Origin of the sequence: Moorena sp. SIO4A1 (assembly GCF_010672065.1) — a bacterium.
Taxonomy (GTDB): Bacteria; Cyanobacteriota; Cyanobacteriia; order Cyanobacteriales; family Coleofasciculaceae; genus Moorena.
The window spans coordinates 79,465-96,637 of the sequence record NZ_JAAHHX010000001.1 but is presented as its reverse complement, the minus strand read 5'-3'; the positions used below and the strand labels follow the sequence as shown (position 1 = coordinate 96,637).

Annotated in this window: 14 protein-coding genes and 1 riboswitch; of the genes, 7 read left to right on the top strand and 7 right to left on the bottom strand. The window is 42.8% G+C overall.

Features of this window, described 5'->3' with window-relative positions; all coding sequences use genetic code 11:
• Positions 1 to 39 precede the first annotated feature (39 nt).
• Positions 40 to 1,644, top strand: coding sequence for a glycosyltransferase family 39 protein (locus F6K53_RS00390; protein WP_293067672.1), 1,605 nt, complete (start codon positions 40 to 42; stop codon positions 1,642 to 1,644).
• Between the two features lie 69 nt (positions 1,645 to 1,713).
• Here the strand turns inward: F6K53_RS00390 and F6K53_RS00385 are convergent, their stop codons facing one another.
• On the bottom strand, positions 1,714 to 3,369 hold the full coding sequence (locus F6K53_RS00385; RefSeq protein WP_293067670.1) for a glycosyltransferase family 39 protein: 1,656 nt from the start codon (positions 3,367 to 3,369) through the stop codon (positions 1,714 to 1,716).
• Positions 3,370 to 3,657: 288 nt separating this feature from the next.
• Between F6K53_RS00385 and F6K53_RS00380 the strand changes: the two genes are divergently transcribed.
• Both F6K53_RS00380 and F6K53_RS00375 read left to right on the top strand, forming a co-directional pair.
• On the top strand, positions 3,658 to 5,301 hold the full coding sequence (locus F6K53_RS00380) for a hypothetical protein (protein WP_366511306.1): 1,644 nt from the start codon (positions 3,658 to 3,660) through the stop codon (positions 5,299 to 5,301).
• A gap of 1,203 nt (positions 5,302 to 6,504) precedes the next feature.
• Positions 6,505 to 6,753, top strand: a complete 249-nt coding sequence (locus F6K53_RS00375; RefSeq protein WP_293079558.1) for a hypothetical protein — start codon at positions 6,505 to 6,507, stop codon at positions 6,751 to 6,753.
• A 90-nt stretch (positions 6,754 to 6,843) separates the two neighbouring features.
• On the opposite strand, the gene F6K53_RS00370 is transcribed toward F6K53_RS00375, so the two are convergent.
• From F6K53_RS00370 to F6K53_RS00360, 3 genes are all read right to left on the bottom strand, one after another.
• On the bottom strand, positions 6,844 to 9,138 hold the full coding sequence (locus tag F6K53_RS00370; RefSeq protein WP_293079555.1) for a tyrosine-protein kinase family protein: 2,295 nt from the start codon (positions 9,136 to 9,138) through the stop codon (positions 6,844 to 6,846).
• A 778-nt stretch (positions 9,139 to 9,916) separates the two neighbouring features.
• Positions 9,917 to 10,690 (bottom strand): 1-(5-phosphoribosyl)-5-[(5-phosphoribosylamino)methylideneamino]imidazole-4-carboxamide isomerase, encoded by a 774-nt coding sequence (gene hisA, locus F6K53_RS00365; RefSeq protein WP_293026019.1) that lies wholly within the window; start codon positions 10,688 to 10,690, stop codon positions 9,917 to 9,919.
• A 170-nt stretch (positions 10,691 to 10,860) separates the two neighbouring features.
• Positions 10,861 to 12,552: a transglutaminase family protein gene (locus F6K53_RS00360; protein ID WP_293067661.1), complete on the bottom strand. Its 1,692-nt coding sequence runs from the start codon at positions 12,550 to 12,552 to the stop codon at positions 10,861 to 10,863.
• 225 nt (positions 12,553 to 12,777) lie between these two features.
• Here F6K53_RS00360 and F6K53_RS00355 point away from each other — a divergent pair, with 225 nt between their 5' ends.
• The 3 genes from F6K53_RS00355 to F6K53_RS00345 are packed head-to-tail and all read left to right on the top strand — an operon-like array spanning position 12,778 to position 15,311.
• Positions 12,778 to 13,596 (top strand): DUF928 domain-containing protein, encoded by an 819-nt coding sequence (locus tag F6K53_RS00355; protein ID WP_293067659.1) that lies wholly within the window; start codon positions 12,778 to 12,780, stop codon positions 13,594 to 13,596.
• A 45-nt stretch (positions 13,597 to 13,641) separates the two neighbouring features.
• Entirely contained in the window at positions 13,642 to 14,067 is a 426-nt protein-coding gene (locus F6K53_RS00350; protein ID WP_293037587.1) for a DUF2358 domain-containing protein, read from the top strand.
• Between the two features lie 53 nt (positions 14,068 to 14,120).
• Complete coding sequence (locus tag F6K53_RS00345; RefSeq protein WP_293026011.1) at positions 14,121 to 15,311, top strand: TRC40/GET3/ArsA family transport-energizing ATPase; 1,191 nt, start codon at positions 14,121 to 14,123, stop codon at positions 15,309 to 15,311.
• A 41-nt stretch (positions 15,312 to 15,352) separates the two neighbouring features.
• On the opposite strand, the gene F6K53_RS00340 is transcribed toward F6K53_RS00345, so the two are convergent.
• On the bottom strand, positions 15,353 to 15,754 hold the full coding sequence (locus F6K53_RS00340; RefSeq protein WP_293067652.1) for a hypothetical protein: 402 nt from the start codon (positions 15,752 to 15,754) through the stop codon (positions 15,353 to 15,355).
• A 339-nt stretch (positions 15,755 to 16,093) separates the two neighbouring features.
• Complete coding sequence (locus tag F6K53_RS00335; RefSeq protein ID WP_293026007.1) at positions 16,094 to 16,267, bottom strand: DUF4278 domain-containing protein; 174 nt, start codon at positions 16,265 to 16,267, stop codon at positions 16,094 to 16,096.
• A 35-nt stretch (positions 16,268 to 16,302) separates the two neighbouring features.
• Positions 16,303 to 16,387: riboswitch (Glutamine riboswitch) on the bottom strand.
• Between the two features lie 140 nt (positions 16,388 to 16,527).
• Here F6K53_RS00335 and smpB point away from each other — a divergent pair.
• Entirely contained in the window at positions 16,528 to 16,995 is a 468-nt protein-coding gene (gene smpB / locus F6K53_RS00330; RefSeq protein ID WP_075903642.1) for an SsrA-binding protein SmpB, read from the top strand.
• Here smpB and F6K53_RS00325 read toward each other — a convergent pair.
• Positions 16,982 to 17,152, bottom strand: a complete 171-nt coding sequence (locus tag F6K53_RS00325) for a hypothetical protein (RefSeq protein WP_293037574.1) — start codon at positions 17,150 to 17,152, stop codon at positions 16,982 to 16,984. The two genes, smpB and F6K53_RS00325, sit on opposite strands and share 14 nt — an antisense overlap.
• Positions 17,153 to 17,173 lie beyond the last annotated feature (21 nt).

Here is a 17,173-nt window from a genome sequence, read left to right as displayed (position 1 = left end):
TCAAAGGCCACCAATTAATAACCCCTACCCCGATAATTCATGGGAAATCATATAAAATTTAATCGACCTACATCTGCTCAATTGTCTAAGTATTTAATTCTTATTATCTTACTCCTGGGAATAGTTTTTCGATTAGTCAATATTGACAAAAAAGTGTATTGGATTGATGAAGCATATACATCCTTGCGAATTTCTGGCTATACCAAAGCAGAAATTATCCAAGAAATTGATGGTCGTCAAATTAATGTTAAAGAATTACAGCAGTATCAGCGTCCTAATGATAACAAAGATGTAGGTGACACGATCCAAGGGTTAGCGTTACATGAACCACAACATTCACCGTTATATTTTGTGATGGCTCACTTTTGGGCAAAATTGTTCGGTTATTCCGTTACGGTGATGAGAAGTTTACCAGCCTTGATTAGTCTTTTGAATTTGCCGTGCATTTATTGGCTTTGTTTGGAGTTGTTCGAGTCTCCCCTAACAGGATGGATTGCGATCGCATTGCTGTGTGTCTCTCCATTCCATGTGTTGTATGCCCAGGAAGCTCGACAATATAGCTTGTGGACATTGACCACATTGCTTTCCAGCATAGCCTTGCTGAGGGCGATGCGTCTTAGCACACTGATCAGTTGGGTAATCTATGCCATAACAGTTTCTCTAAATCTCTACAGCTATTTGCTTTCTGGATTAGTTTTTATTGGACATGGTATCTATGTTATTTGTATAGAAAAATTTCGTTTTAGTAAACAAGTCGTTAGGTATGGATTAGCTTCGCTTTTCGGCATTATTGCCTTTTTACCTTGGCTCAGATTGGTAATTGAAAACGGTATTGAATTGGGGGATTGGGCGGATAAAGAGACTCCACTCGGTAAACTGATCACCCGCTGGCTTATCAATCTGAGTTCTGTGTTTTTCGATATCCAGATTGGCTATAACAATCCCTTATTTGATGTGCGGTCAGGTCGAGATCTAAAGTTTAACTACGACCATTTACTGATTTATTTCGATATCCTTATTTTAATTATCGTAGGCTATTCTATTTATTTTATGTGTCGTCATAGTCAGCAGCGGGTTTGGTTATTTATCTTGACCATGATCGCAGTTGTTGGCATGTTTCCCATTGCTCAGGATTTAATTTTAGGAGGACAGCGTTCCAGCATGGCTCGCTATTTCATTCCTTGTTACTTGGGTATACAACTTGCTGTTGCTTACCTCCTTGCTAAAAAAATTAATCCCCTTAATGGTCAGACAATAAAACGACAACAACTATGGCGATTAGTCGCTATTACAGTTATTTCAGGAAGTGTGCTGTCTTGTGCCATTAGTTCTCAAGCAGAAACTTGGTGGCATAAATACAGTAACTATTACACGCCTGAGGAAGCTCATATTATTAATCAATCCAATCGTCCCTTGGTGATTAGTAGTGATATCATGCGATTAGTGTCTCTGAGTTATTTACTTGAGCCAAAGGTGACCTTACAGTTAATCAAAACTAAGGATTCTCCTAAAGTTTTTTCCAGTTTCAGTGACGTCTTCTTATATAGACCTTCTCCAAAACTGCGACAAAAATTTGAAGAGGAGTCACCCTATGACGTTAAAGCAGCTCATAAACGCAAGCATCTCTGGAAGCTAGTGCGGTGAAACCAAAAGTGAAAAGGCAAAAGAAACTTGACCAATGACCAATCACTCATGACTAATGACTAATCAAATCTAATCAATTTTTTTCCACAACAGAGTTTTCCGTTTTTTAAAGCCAATATTTCCTTCGTATATCAGGTTAAATTTATAGTTATTATGTTTTTCCATACTGGGGCGTAGCAATGAGGGTGATGGAATATTTTCCAAGACAAAAACATCACTAAATTTACCTGATAGTTTGGGTAAGCGTTCTTCAGGTATTTCTGAAACATTTTTGATTTTTTTGATCAGTTGTAATTGAACCTTCGAGTCAAGCTTATGGCTTAGGGATAGAATTCGATTGTGAGTACTATCGCTGAGTACAAGGGGAGCAGGAGACTGATTAATAATATTAGCAACGTCTGCATTATAGTAGTCGCTGTACTTCGTCCACCAAGTTTCAGCTTGAACAATAAGCACACCAGATATCACACCACAAGAGACTAAGATAACTGTAGTCAATCGCCATAAACGTTTTTGCCAAATACTAATCGAAAACTTACTTAGTTTGGTGGAGAGTAAATAGGAAATAGTCAGTTGAATCCCGATGTAAGTTGGGAGTTGATATCGAGCAATCGTTGAGCGCATGCCTCCTGAAATTATATCTGGTAGCACTAAGGGTAGACTAGTAAATCCCATCAGGAGCAAAACAAATAGCCAAACTTGTTTTGGAGTATAGCGACAGAGAAAATATAGCCCATAAACCACTAGCCCCACAATTGGTAGCACTAGGTAAGTTCTAGGCTGGGTGTAGCTAAAGGTTAGGTCAAACGGGTACTCCTTGCCTAGGGGTACATCAAAAAAGCCGTAGAGTAGATTCTTCAGCCAATATCGACCCAGATCCAGGGGGGGTAATTCTTTAATAACCCATCCCCATTGCTTGCTAGCTCTGGGTTCATTTTCCAAGAAAACAGCTAACCAAGGTGAAAATATCAACAGTGCTGCTGTGACCGCTGAGATGTAAGCAATTACCCGTTGACGCCCTTGCCAACCTGCGATGATCAGGACATAAATGCCGTGACCTAGGATAATGGGTGCTGAAAATAAATGAGAGTAGAAGGATAGCGCTACAGAAAGTGCATAAATGCACCAACTCACCCTACTGTTGACTCGCATCGCTCGTAACAGGGAAGCACTCGATAGCAAGATACTCACAGTCCACAGACTATATTCCCGAACTTCCTGGGCATACAAAATATGGATCGGTGAAACAGCGAATAGCGACACGGCAAGCCATGGGGTCAATGATGCTCCAAATAGTTCTAAGCACAACCAGTACAGGCAGGGTAATCCCAGCAAGCTAATTAGAGCAGGTAAAGTGCGCTTGAGTGCTAGGGAACTACCAAGCCATTGTTCCCAGAATCGGGCTAATATATAGTAAACTGGCGGGTGTTGTGGCGCTTCTTCCCCTATAATTCGTAAGGTATTGGCGAGGCTACGGTCAGAATTAGGGGTCTGGTATTTTTGTAATTCTGTAGCGCTAATGACTTCACCAGTGTAGATATCCCCGATAATTTCTTCCGCTGAATAGCCAGCAATTCTAGAGGAGCTGAAAGTTTCATCCCCCCAATAGACTTTGCTGTCGAGATTGGCTAAGCGAAAGACTATTCCTAAGAGCAGTAGGCTAATGCATAATAGTCGCAAGGGAGGTTGAGGGAATTTCCCTAGCTGTAATCGTTTGGTTTCCATCACACAAAAAAGTACACCGAAAAGTACAAAGGAAATTTATTAGTGTTCGTTTAATTTTGATATTGTAATTGATCGCTTTTTATTGACCGTTTCATGATTAATGTTAATGTTAACGATAATATTTCACTGTTAACAATAATACTTAATCTAGAAACTTACCGATAACCGTCACCCCATTATCCCATTTTAAGTGTCTCTACCCAAACACAAAAAAGTATGAATCCCCCAGCCTCGAATCCCCCTAAAAACCAAGTAATATTTTGGTTTAGCTTGAGCCTAGCATTTGCTATGCTTTACAGCCTGATCGCCCTTGAAGAAGCCTTTAGTAATCAATACATTGTACAAGATGATGCCAGACAGCATGTATTTTGGATGCAACGGTTTTTTGATCCCAGCTTATTTCCCGATGATCTGATTGCCAATTACTTCCAATCTGTAGCACCCGCTGGCTATACTACCCTCTATCGGCTGATCGGATTTGTCGGGATTCATCCCCTCTTATTGAATAAACTACTACCCATGGTGCTAGGGTTGATTACCACTAGTTACTGTTTCGGGCTTTGTCTACAAATGCTGCCCATCCCAGCTGCAGGATTTATTGCGTCTTTGCTTCTAAATCAAACCCTATGGATGCTCGATGATTTAGTATCAGCAACCCCTAGGGCTTTTATTTATCCCCTGCTGTTAGCATTTTTGTACTACCTATCACGGCGCTCATTGATCCCCTGTCTCGTAGTGATCACCCTCCAGGGTTTATTTTATCCTCAGTGCGTTTTCCTGTGTTGTGGGGTTCTGGTGCTGAAACTGTTGCGTTGGCGAGAGGGTAAAATCAGACTATCCTCCCAGAAGAATGACTATTGGTTTTGTGCAGCTGGGTTAGGTGTGGCATTCATCGTCCTGTTGCCCTATGCTTTGACCACTTCTGACTATGGTCCAATTATCAGCGCACAGCAAGCCAAAACCATGCCAGAATTCCAACCAGGAGGGCGAGTCGCCTTTTTCGATCACAACCCATGGGATTTCTGGTTGGAAGATGCTCGCAGTGGTCTATTTCCCCGAAGACAGCGTTTACCTATAGCTGTCTGTGCTGGTTTACTATTGCCTATCCTGCTAAGATTTCCCTCATGGCTACCGTTAGTGAAGAAAGTCAAAGGGGAAACGGTACTCCTGACTCAACTGGCCCTGGTATCCCTTGGCATGTTCATTATGGCTCATGCTGTCCTGTTCCGACTGCATCTACCCAGCCGTTACAGTAAGCATAGTCTGCGAATTGTGCTAGTCTTAGCTGCTGCGATCGCTATAACTCTATTACTTGATGCTATTATTCAAGCTTGCCAGAGGTTAGCCTTCCCTCGAATTCAAGGGAAACCAGTGTTGGGACGAGCAATTGTTACACTCGTGGGAATGGCTCTAATCTTGTCTCCTCTTGGTTTCCGTAATTTCCCCAAAACCAACTATGAGGTTGGGAGGCAACATGGCCTCTATGAATTCTTTGCTAAACAACCAAACGATATCCTGATTGCCTCACTATCAAAGGAAGCGGATTTCTTGCCAACCTTTTCTGGACGGTCAATCTTAGTAAGTAGAGAATACGGTATTCCCTATCATACTAACTATTACAACCAATTTCGCAACAGAGCGATTGACTTAATTCAAGCCCAGTACAGTTCAAGCTTAGCCGAAGTCAAACACTTTATTAGGCAGTACGACATTGATTTTTGGTTGTTAGATAAGAAAGCATTTAATCCACAATATATAGCTAATAATCGCTGGATTATGCAGTATCAACCAGTAGCAGCAGAAGCTCAAGCTCGACTCAAACAAGCCATTTTTCCGGCAATTGTTAACGTAATCGATTCCTGTTCTGTTTTCGAGACAGAGGACGTTGTGGTTTTGGATACCGAATGTATGGCGAGAACTAGTAACAGTTAAATAGGTAAGCCCAAATCAATGCAGCTATGTAACTATATATAAACAAATCTATCTAAACATGCTGGCTTAAGGGCATAGATTGAATTTCTAGATATTTTACAAAACTTGACATCATTCGGTTCGATTAGTCGGTTAAATCATGCCTACCTATTTAATGGGTAATAGATAATTTGGCAAACCCTAGCAATTTAGGTGATCCCAGCCCTGAACGCTACTGGATATGACACTAACTCTTGGTTTTCATCATCACTTTAAAAAGCGATCGCATCCCATTCTTCACCCAATCAATCTAACCCAAAAAACAAAATTAAATTAATTAGGGGGTCAAACCCCTCAACTTATCTGAAACGACTGGGTTCAAGATTTTAGTTAGATGCCCTAAATTGTTGTTAAAGCCGATTTTTCCACTGTAGCAGGAATTACCAAATTAAGCAATCAGCACCCTACCTATCCCAGGGCTAAAGCAATGCTGTTGTATCTAATACAGAAAAAGGAAGACAAGGAAGACAAGGTTGACTTGGAAGAAAGACAAAATAACCAAACAATATCATCTTCCTCCCCCTCTACCCTCTCCTCTGCCTCTCCCCTTACTCATCCAGAGTCTAAACCAATGAAACAGCCCTGCTAGCTATAGGGGATAAAAGGATTAAAACTACTTTTGACTTATGCCAGCACTAAAGTAGGCGGGATTCTCAGCGGTTGTTCCAAAGCGGTTTCAAACCAAGCTATTCAACTGAAAGTAGCTGTCACTGGACTATCTTCCCAGTGGCAGCAGTCAACAAGCTCCTACAAGCTCAACTATGCTGAGCTTAAGGCCACATACATTGCGCTTACTTGTATCTTTTAGTTTGTATCTTGTAGTTTTTTGCTGACCGTGCGGGTTTTTCACCGCTATTTGAGTTATTAACTACAAATTACACCAATTTACTATACCCTACTATACCAGAAAAAAGGAATAAAAAGCTGGTTTTAACCTACCACCCCATTCATCCGGTGGTCGCGCATACCCCCTGAAATCGCTTTTGTAAAACAAATACGTAAGCCCTGCTTAAAAACGACAAGCCCCTCCAAATCAATTTGGACAGAGGTTTTGCATCACGATCAAGACTGAGATAGTTTCTGTCTGGTGTTTTACTACTAACGTTTACACCACAGGGCGTAAACGCTGGTTCGCTCTCAACACACTACCTCTAATTTTGAACTATGAAACCCTATGCCGAGCATAATTTAGGTGCCCATGTATTTTGGAATCCTTATCAGCCTAATCAACCATTAACACTCTTTTCTAAAACTGCTCACCCTGTACCGGATAAACGTTTGTATCGTAAGGGTAAACGGTTACGCTTAACTGTCCAGGTTTCTCTAGTCGTGTTAACACTAACCTTGATGGTGTCAAGGGTGATGCTAGTTCTGTTAACATACGTATTTTCATCGCCAGCTACTGCTCACTAACTATAATGGTTAATGGTTAATTGACGATTAACCATTAACCATTAAAAAAAAGCAATCAACCATATTAGAAGTTATTAACCGGACTTCATATCATCTCATGTTCTGATCTAGAAGCTTTTTCACCTTCATGGTTGCTGAATCGGTTGTATAGTAGTCCTGATGGTGATAATAGGAGCTAGTTGCGTAGTTCTCAACATCATTAGCAACAATACCTAAAAGATTAGTCCTAGAGGTTTTTAGTTCATCCAAGGCTTGCATTAGAACTGAGCGGTCAGTCTTATTTAATCTACCTACCAAGACCATACCATCCGTGTTAGCTGCTAGGAGGCGGCTATCGGCAAGTCCGATGACAGGAGGTGTATCATAAATAACTAAATCAAAAACAGCATTAAAATGCTCCATCAAAGTTCCCATCTTTGGCGCACATAGTAACCGAATCGGATCCTGTGCTGGGGAACCAGCAGTTAGCACATGAAGATGATCCCACATGGGCACTTGCTGGATGGCTCGGTTAGCTTTGATCCGCTTACTAAGGACGTTACTCAAACCAAGTTGATTGTTCAAACCAAAAATTTTATGTACCCGGGGACGGCGCAGATTTGTATCCACCAGTAGCACCCGCCGACCCATAGCAGCAGCCACTATAGCTAGGTGAACAGCAACGGTAGATTTCCCGTCTTCTGGTCTAGCTGAACTAATCACAATAGATTGGATTGGCTTATCGCAGCCCAGTAAGCCGATATTGCGATGGAGGAACCGGAAAGCCTCTAAAAAGGGAGAAGCTTGTTGCAGTTTTGGCGTTGAGTTATTTTTCTGTACCTTAGGGAAGCTAGGAACAAAAGGTATACCTTTGCGACTGGTTGATGAGTTGGTCGGCTTAAGTGCTTGATGGTAAGGAATAACACCAAGAAGAGGCAATTGGGTGTGATATTTAAGTTCGTCGGGAGAGTGGAAGACATGGTCTAAGCGCTCCATCAACCACCCTGTTCCTGCACCCAGTAATATACCTGCGATCGCTCCCAAAATAATTTGAAGTTCCTGATGTTGCGGAATCGGATATTGAGGCTGTTTGGGTTTGAGAATAAGTTCCCAAGAATAAGGCTGGAAGCTTTCCTTAAGCTCCAACAGAGTATCTAATCGTTGGGTTGTCTCTTTAAGTTTATGCCGTAAACTGGTGTACTTTGGATCTATCGCCAACATCTGTTTCATGTCTTGCTCAAGACTTTCTTCTTCCTCAGCAAGAGCTTGTTGTCGTGCTTGCAAAACTGATATTTGGATGCTCTGATCTACCAGTTTTTGAGTTAGCTGCTGGTGAATTGAATTGGGTGATATCTTAGGAACATCTGTATCTGTAAGTTTAATACCTAGTACCTGTTCAGCTTCAGAGCGTACCAGGGATAAGAAATTATACTGTTGCTGCTTGAGGGTCTTGATGGTGGGACTGTCTGGAGTATAGCGGCTTGACTCGATAGCAATCTCAGCCTCAACCTGTTCTAGGTGGTTGAGCATCTTTTGGTAGTAGGGGTTTTCGGCCAAAGTCACTTGAGCCAAAGCTAACTCCGAAGCACGAGAGTCCTTGACCTGATTTGATGACAGTCCTAGCTTTTGAGAAATGATCTGGTAAAAGGACTGAGCTTCCTTAAGCTGGATGTGAGTATCTAATTGCTGTTGCTTAATCTGGCTAATCTGAGTTGAAAGCTGCTGTTTTTGATTATCATAGTCAATTAACTTGTACCCTAGCTCCAACTTCAGCAGTTCTTCCTGCAGTCTGTCTACCTCTTGGCGAACTTGAGGCAACTCTCTATTTGCTAGCTCAAGGTCCTTGTGATGGTAACTTGCTTCTTGTTGGCGGGAGTACTTGATATAATTATCGGCAAGCTGGTTTAAAACAAAGTGAACTTTTTGAGGATCGCTATCACGGTAGCGGACTTCTAAGACACTAGTTCCTTCAATGTGTTTGATCCTCAGGTGATTATTCTTGACTAAAGACTTGTAGCTAGTTTTTCCATAGCGCTTGTTTATTTCCTCAATCACGGGAGTGATCAGTTTATGACTACGCAGTACCAGCATTTGGGTTTGATAAGCCAAGCTCTCAAAACCTGGTGTCGATTGATTTTCATCATCCTGTGCTGTCAGAGGCTCCAGACGCAGTCGGAACTTGCCTTCGTACAGAGGTTTCTGATTAGAAGTCCATACAAAAATACTAGCTGTGATCGTAATTGCTACACCAGCAGCCGCTAAAAAGCGACGCCGTATGATCGTCCAAATCTCCTCTAGCTTACGCCCATCCTGATAGTATTTTGAGTTTCTAGTGTGGTAGATGACGGGCTGTGAGTGGAAATATTTACCATTCCCCTGTGGGAAAAGCTCTGATTTATTGCCCATCTCTATATGTGCCTTTTTATTTATTGGTTTAAGTTATGTTCAAGAGTAACTGAACCTATGGCTAATCGCTCCCCTATCATATCCTTCAGTATTTGCCACTAACCATCAGCTCTGTAGTTAGTTTGTGTTAACAAACTAGTATTTGACACTAGAACTGGAAAATTTTACGCAAAACTTATCAAATATCCGGATAAAATGAAGGAATGGTTAAGTTAGGGGAATCGTGTTTGCTGGTACCAAGTTAAATTCATAGGTAGCACTATCGTAAGGATTCAGCCTACCGCTGTCAGCTATCAGCTATAAACTATCAACTAGCAGCCGCTTTCACTGCACGGGATCAGATCAGCAAAACGAGCAGGAATTTTCAACCAGCGGTACCAGCCCGTAACCTTGTTGACTACCTCCCGTTGATTAGCTGACGGCTGACCACTGATAGCACCTCAAGTAGCACCTCAAGTAGCGCATATGCTTGCGGTAGCACTATCTACCTATCTCCCCATTAGCTTGTCCTCCTGCCTAGCTAAATAACACTTCAAGAAGGCAATTTAGTTTAGTAGTATGGTCTTGAATTTAAGTTATAAATATAAAAAGGAAAAGGTCAATGGTTGGAATTCCTTGCCCTTTACCCCTTTACTAAACTTTTAAAGTTTAATCAGGAAGCAATTAGACAAATGATTATCTTAAAATAAATTGCCCCTGACAATGAAAAACTGATCATGGGGTATTTGGCTCGAATCAGATCAATTTTCCATTTTTCCATTTTTCCATTGACGACTCCTCAAGCAAAGCTAGAAAACCCCATATCTAGAGGGATATCTTGTAACCTTCCAGGACCGACTGCTTGAATAGCTTCTTTCAGAGACATATCTCCGGTGTAAAGCGCACGACCAACAATTACACCCCTAACCCCTAGAGGTTCGAGAGTCAGTAGACTCAATAGATCAGTGATTGAACTGACACCCCCAGAGGCAATCACGGGGATGGAGATATGACTTGCTAGTTCTCTTAGAGCGTCTAGGTTTGGTCCAGACAGAGTTCCATCCCGGTGAATGTCGGTGTAAATAATCGTAGTTACTCCCAGCTGAGTCATTTGCTCAGCTAGGTCAATAGCTGCAATTTCTGAGGTTTCTAACCAACCGTGAGTGGCCACCCATCCCTGACGAGCATCAATACCAACTACAATCTTCCCTGGGAATTCAGTGCAAAGCTGTTCCACTAGGGAAGGGTCTTCCACCGCTGCCGTCCCTATAATGACTCTATCGACGCCTAGAGTCAACAGTTGAGTGACTCCGGAGCGGGAGCGTAATCCACCACCGACTTGCACTGGCACAGGTACCGCCTGCACAATTGCTTCGATTGCTTTAGTGTTCACTGGCTTACCCAGTTTTGCACCATCCAAATCAACGACATGCAGCCTTGATGCACCTTGTTCAACCCATTGTTTCGCTACCTCGACTGGGTTATCGTTAAATATTTGCGCACGTTGGTAGTCTCCCTGGACTAACCGCACACATTTTTCTTCAAGTAAGTCTATAGCTGGAATAACATCCATGACTAAATTTCCCCCTAACCTATACTGAACTACGGCACACCAATCCCAGCAGGTATGGTGTAGGCTTCTGACATCACGGGGGTAGCCCAAGTCTAGGAGTTACGTCCTCGATTTGGTCTTAGATCCCCTGCAAGCCACTTCTTTCTGGCTACCCTTGCCAGTAGTAGTCGTTATTGTTCGATTGAAGCACTACCACTGGGCAATTCTGCCAGAATCTTAAACCGCACATGATTAATGGCTAACTCACCAATGGAAATATCTTCCTTTTTCACAGGCACCCCTTGACTCTTCAGGATTTCAAACTTAATTCCTTTACCGATCTCTATATGGTACCAGGCAAGACCCATCAAAAACCGAGTGGAATAAGGACCCCCTTCAACCGTATCATCAGCACTCGATTCCATCGGTAGCCAGCCGATTCCTGGGATATAAAATTCCATCCAAACATGATTAAAATCTGGTACCAAAGGAATACCGATTTGGTCAGGATGGGGAGGGCATTTGTAACGACCAACAGTGCGGCAGGCAATACCATTAAGGCGTCCCAAAGCTAGCAATACTCCCAAATACTCCCCGCAAGACCCCACACCCCGTCGTAGCACAATGTCAGGAGTATCTATTTTAGGGGTCACGTGGTAGGAAAGTTTGTCGTAGACATAATTGCGAATACTGTAGACTTGCCGCAACAGATTCGTTTCGCTACCAATTGCTTCTTTAGCCGAACGGCGGATGATTTCTGTATCCATGGCTAACTTGTCATCATCCACCAAATAACGGTTCTGAAATTCTGGCGCTAACTCAGGCAACGCCTCCATATCCCGTGGTGTCAGGCGGTACTTGATACTCCAGACTTCTAGGAGTGCCTTCCAACCAAAGATATGGCGTTCCCCTGGCTTGAGGTTGTCAAACTTAAAGACGGCAACTTGCTGACCATCTTGAACGTCTATAGTAAAGGGTATACCCACGGGTTCGACTTTTGAGACCTTTTGTCGGTCAGTTTCCGATGGCAAGGCAATTCGCCATTCCAAATCATTCAACTCGATATCCTTGAGGGGATCAAGTTCCTCCACGTAGGACATTTCGATTAAATAGCCATTGGAGAGTGCGTAGCGACCTTCCGGATTGTAGGTAAAGTGTAACGGATGAATAAAAGTGCGATCGCGATACTGCAATTCATAATTAGGATCAGCGTTAGGGTTATCCCGGATGTAAGCCTCCTCAGTTGCATAAGCAACATAGAGGGTATCGTCTCCCGTCTGGGGGTCAGAACAAAACGCTAAGCCAGTAGGATTTTCAAAGGGGGTGAGTACACTGAACTGAATTTCGCCAGTTGCTCGATCAAGACAGTAAACTGTCTGTTCTTGGTCATCCGATACCCACAGTTCTTCATCGCGGATTGTTATATGTTCAATGCCAACTCCGGGAGAACGCAACCGGGTAATCTCATGACCTGTATTGCTGCTATAAATAATAATATATCCAACTTTTTTACAGGTAACATAAACAGTTGAATCTTTAACAGCGATTCCGTTAGCGGTGTAAGGCAAATCAACAAAGTGTTGTAGGTTTAAATTATCATTTATCTGGCAAAAATATACACTAGATTGTAGTGTTAACCATAGGGTTTCTCCTGCCAGGGCTAAACCAGTCACACCGACCAAATCCGAGTCCCGTTCTGGATTCAAAATTGTTGTGTTATCCGTGAAGGTATCAATTTGTAGGAGATAACCCTTAATCGAGTCGATAGCAATTATTTTTTCTTTCCAAAATGCTATCCCTTGCAAGGAAGATGCTCCAATTGGTCGGATAGTTTTGTCGAATTTTTGTCGCTCTTTAAAAAATGAAGCTGAATTCAGAATCATGAGGAAATCAGATGAAGAACAGATAAAGATTTCGACAAGATTATAAGCTTATAGTGGCGATGTCTCAAATACCTGAAGTTATTGTTAAAATGATGCAGGTAAGGTCTGAAAACCTGATCCTCTTAGAGGGGTTACGGGTTCCTCGAAGGGCTGTTGTTCTGCCATACTTGTTACTTATCCTGCTTACTTAAGAGAAACTTGGCTCTACCAGGGAATAGTTTTATCATGGCTTGGTTAACACGTTCATCAAAATTTACGCTCTTAATGGTTGCTTTGGCTTTTACTCTGGCAGTCAATCTTCCAGCCCAGGTACAAGCTCAGGCGAGTTTTTCCCTAGGGAGGGAACTGATTGAGAAGATACCGAACCACTGGGAATTATCTGAATATAATCCACCTTCAGACGGCGAAAATGGTACACCCTCGGATGTCGGACGTCCTGGAGGAACTAGGGGGGATTGCTACTATATATCAAACCGCAACATTCCTGTTGTAGCCTTGGTTCCGATTTCTGGGATGGGAACAACGGTTTCTGAATACCCCACTTTCTCTTGGTATATGCCCTGTATAAAATATGCATCAGGGCATGATTTAAAGTTTGTGCTGAAAGATGCCAATGGAAAGGAGCTTTACTCAGTCAAGTATCCCTTACCCGATACGGTATATCCTGGATTTAGGAGTATAACGCTTCCTCCCTTTGTGAACCTACCTCCGTTAGAAGTTAATCAGAAGTATGACTGGCAGGTAGGATTGATTGATCCCGGCGACTCGTCAAACAATATCTATATTGATGGTGGGGTCAAGCGAGTTGAAGAAGATCCAAACCTAGGGCAAAGTCTAAAGCAAGCAACCCTCCAACAGCGTGTTGCGATCTACGCAAATGATCGGCTTTGGTACGAAACATTAACGACTCTGTTAGAGTTGCGAAGGCAGAGCCCCAAAGACGAGAACTTGGAAGAAGCTTGGAACAAACTCCTGGCTTCCGTCGGGTTAGGTGGAATTGCCAAAAAAACCTTGTTTGAACAAGCCAGTAGGACTAACAACTAAATAACGAAATATATTAGGTTATTAATACCTGTATGAATACAACGTATGAATACAAATCGGTATAATAACACTCAAGACCCTGAAGAACAAGAGATTCTCAGTCCTATAGCCCAAATTCTCCAACAAGACTATCAAAGGTTCCCAGCTGACCAAACTTATAGCATCTACGCCTCAGACGTCTATTTTAAAGACCCCCTCAACCAGTTTCGCGGGCTTGAGCGTTACAAACAAATGATTGCCTTTATCAATCGCTGGTTCCTTGAGCCCCATCTAGATTTGCAACACATTTCCCAGTCAGGAGATACAATTAAAACCCGCTGGACTCTGAGCTGGACTACGCCATTACCCTGGAAACCTCGAATTACTATTCCTGGCTGGAGCGAGTTAAAGCTGAATCCTGAGGGATTAATTGTTTCTCATATAGATTATTGGGACTGTTCACGCCTGGACGTAATTAAGCAGCTTTTGTAGAGTAATGTAAAGTAAATAAATGTAAACTTTTCTCAGAACAGCTGGAGCATACCATGCGCGTAATTTTGATGACCGGTAAAGGAGGAGTAGGAAAAACCTCTGTAGCCGCTGCAACTGGCTTGCGTTGTGCCGAGTTAGGCTACAAAACCCTAGTTCTGAGTACTGACCCAGCTCACTCCCTAGCAGATAGTTTCGATATTGAACTCAGTCACGAACCCCGATTAGTCCGTCCCAACCTTTGGGGAGCAGAACTTGACGCTCTGATGGAATTGGAAGGAAACTGGGGAGCGGTTAAGCGTTACATTACCCAAGTGCTGCAAGCTAGGGGCTTAGATGGGGTACAGGCAGAAGAATTAGCCGTTCTTCCTGGTATGGATGAAATTTTCGGTCTCGTCCGCATGAAACGCCACTACGATGAAGACGAGTACGATGTTCTGGTTATTGATTCAGCTCCCACTGGTACTGCGCTACGGTTACTGAGCTTACCAGAAGTAAGTGGCTGGTATATGCGCCGTTTTTATAAGCCACTACAAACTATGTCAGTTGCTCTGAGACCTTTGGTTGAACCATTATTCAAACCCATTGCTGGCTTTTCTTTACCAGATAAAGAGGTCATGGATGCTCCTTATGAGTTTTATGAACAAATTGAAGCCCTAGAGAAGGTACTCACTGACAACCAACAAACATCAGTGCGTCTGGTGACTAATCCTGAGAGAATGGTGATTAAGGAGTCCTTACGAGCTCATGCTTACTTAAGCCTATACAACGTTGCCACTGATCTAGTTGTTGCCAATCGGATCATTCCTGACCAAGTAACTGACCCATTTTTCCAACGCTGGAAAGAAAATCAGCAACAGTACCGCCAGGAAATTCACGACAATTTCCGCCCTTTACCCATTAAAGAAGTTCCCCTCTATTCCCAAGAGATGTGCGGTATTGAGGCGTTGGAGCGTCTCAAAGAAACCCTCTATGGTTCAGAAGATCCCACTCAAGTGTATTACCAAGAAAACACCATTAGAGTAATACAGCATAAAAATGAGTACAGCCTAGAACTCTATCTACCTGGTATACCCAAAGACAAAATACAGCTTACTCAAACAGGAGATGAATTGAATGTTCGCATTGGTAACCATCGCCGCAATTTAGTCCTCCCCCAAGCTTTAGCAGCCCTAAAACCTTCAGGAGCCAAGATGGAAGAGGATTATCTAAAAATCAAATTTGCCACTGGTGCAGTTAAGATTTGATCATGCCTTGTAGAATTGGAGTCAATCTACACAGCAGTAAATTAACCCTTTCTTAGATCCTGAGCCATTTTGAGGAACGGATCCAGGCTTGAGTCAGGGCGACGGGGTTTAGAGCTTACCTGACCGTTTTGTTCTAATGTCCCTCCAGACTGGTAAGCAGGCTCAGAGGTGGCTATAGGTGTCTCATTTTGGGAAAGGGTTGCTTTATCCGTAGCAGAGATCTGCTCTACCACTTCACCGCTTAAAATAGCAGTTTTGGTCTTGGGATAGGATTTCTTGACCTTAACGCTGCTGCGCATGTAGTCAATGTTTCCCATTGTTTTGGCTTCATCTGTGTCCAAGAAATACTCTTGGGACTGGTTAGCTTCTATAGACTGTGCCATGTCCTGGCTGTCCTCATCAACGTACTTGGTCTGAGAGTTTAACAAATTAAAGAGTCCCATAGTTAATTTTTCCTGCCTCTAGGTAATCTATTGTTATTTTATGTTAACTATCATAAATATTTATATCATAAATCTGCAAAAACTGATATCAACACAAAAAAAACCTCAGCCACTTACAGAGGATATACTCTGTTAGTGGCTGAGGGAATTAGTCAGGGTGCATCTAGTACTTCTGTATCCAGCTGGGTTGTAATCCAATCAGGAAGCCAAATTAAAGATGGGGTGGAACCCCGCGCTTATTCAAAGCGGTAGGGAACCCGCACCAAGAGAGTTATTGCTGATAGGGCACATGCCTAGGCATATCGCCACCACTGGCTATAATGCTTAGCTAATATTTAGTTAATAAGAAACGCCACGATATTTGAGGTTTACTTTGTGTTGGCCAATTGGTAAAGGATGGGCACTACCCAATCGGCAATTCAGTCCCCGGTACTTGCCAATCAAGTCAACTGCTGTGGTGGAAACTGTGCAAGGATAGTATTGGTAGCTAACACCGCGATAAGAAAGTTTCATAGTCTTCGCCTCATAATGTCAGTGTAGTGATAAGAGGCGCGTTCCTTCAGGATTTATCCTTACTTCCGTCTCTCCATGAAGCTTGATCACCCATGCTCAAGTCATGAAGAGATGAACGATTTTCTGTTTCTGTATCTATTGTAACCGTTTTGCCCGTAAATCTCAATATCTTCATAAAAGTTAATAGTTTCCCGTTGTCGCCAGTTCTAACCTCAGGCGCTACAGTTAAATAACTGCAAGCTTGTGGGAGTGGCAAGACTATGAGTGATAAAGGTGAAAGTTATAAAGTTATTAGTGATAATCGACAAGCTCGTTTTCTCTACCAAATTTTAGAGACTTACGAGGCGGGGATTGAGTTAAAGGGAACGGAGGTGAAGTCTATCCGAGTTGGCAAGGTCAACTTGCGGGATGGCTATGGGTTGATTCGTGGTGGGGAAGCTTGGCTGCTCAATGTCCATATCTCTCCGTACCAAAATATCAACGAATATTTTAATCATGACCCCCGTCGCAGCCGAAAACTACTGCTGCACCGTAAGGAAATCAATAAGCTCACCGGTAAATTAGAACAGCAAGGTTTAACCCTTGTCCCCTTAAAGATTTATTTGAAGCGCGGCTTAGTTAAAGTCAGCATTGGTTTAGGCAGAGGGAAAAAGCTCCATGATAAGCGCGAGACGATCAAGAGGCGTCAGGATCAGCGAGATATGGCACGGGCTATCAAACGTTATTGAAGGTTGTTGCCCTTTGGCTTTCGGTGAAGGGTAGATTGGTAGGTTGGAGGGTTGTTCGCCTTTGGCGTTCCCGTAGGGCAGGTTGGAGGTTGTTCGCCTTTGGCGTTCCCGTAGGGCAGGTTGGAGGTTGGAGGGTTGAAAGTTGTTTGTTTAGCACAAAACTAGCAACCTTCAACCT

Coding starts and splice junctions, on each gene's coding strand:
- hisA (WP_293026019.1), bottom strand. CDS start 10,690: ATGGATGTTATTCCAGCTATAGACTTACTTGAAGAAAAATGTGTGCGG.
- F6K53_RS00345 (WP_293026011.1), top strand. CDS start 14,121: ATGCGCGTAATTTTGATGACCGGTAAAGGAGGAGTAGGAAAAACCTCT.
- smpB (WP_075903642.1), top strand. CDS start 16,528: ATGAGTGATAAAGGTGAAAGTTATAAAGTTATTAGTGATAATCGACAA.
- F6K53_RS00380 (WP_366511306.1), top strand. CDS start 3,658: ATGCTTTACAGCCTGATCGCCCTTGAAGAAGCCTTTAGTAATCAATAC.
- F6K53_RS00350 (WP_293037587.1), top strand. CDS start 13,642: ATGAATACAAATCGGTATAATAACACTCAAGACCCTGAAGAACAAGAG.
- F6K53_RS00355 (WP_293067659.1), top strand. CDS start 12,778: ATGGCTTGGTTAACACGTTCATCAAAATTTACGCTCTTAATGGTTGCT.
- F6K53_RS00390 (WP_293067672.1), top strand. CDS start 40: ATGGGAAATCATATAAAATTTAATCGACCTACATCTGCTCAATTGTCT.
- F6K53_RS00335 (WP_293026007.1), bottom strand. CDS start 16,267: ATGAAACTTTCTTATCGCGGTGTTAGCTACCAATACTATCCTTGCACA.
- F6K53_RS00370 (WP_293079555.1), bottom strand. CDS start 9,138: ATGGGCAATAAATCAGAGCTTTTCCCACAGGGGAATGGTAAATATTTC.
- F6K53_RS00360 (WP_293067661.1), bottom strand. CDS start 12,552: ATGATTCTGAATTCAGCTTCATTTTTTAAAGAGCGACAAAAATTCGAC.
- F6K53_RS00340 (WP_293067652.1), bottom strand. CDS start 15,754: ATGGGACTCTTTAATTTGTTAAACTCTCAGACCAAGTACGTTGATGAG.
- F6K53_RS00375 (WP_293079558.1), top strand. CDS start 6,505: ATGAAACCCTATGCCGAGCATAATTTAGGTGCCCATGTATTTTGGAAT.
- F6K53_RS00385 (WP_293067670.1), bottom strand. CDS start 3,369: ATGGAAACCAAACGATTACAGCTAGGGAAATTCCCTCAACCTCCCTTG.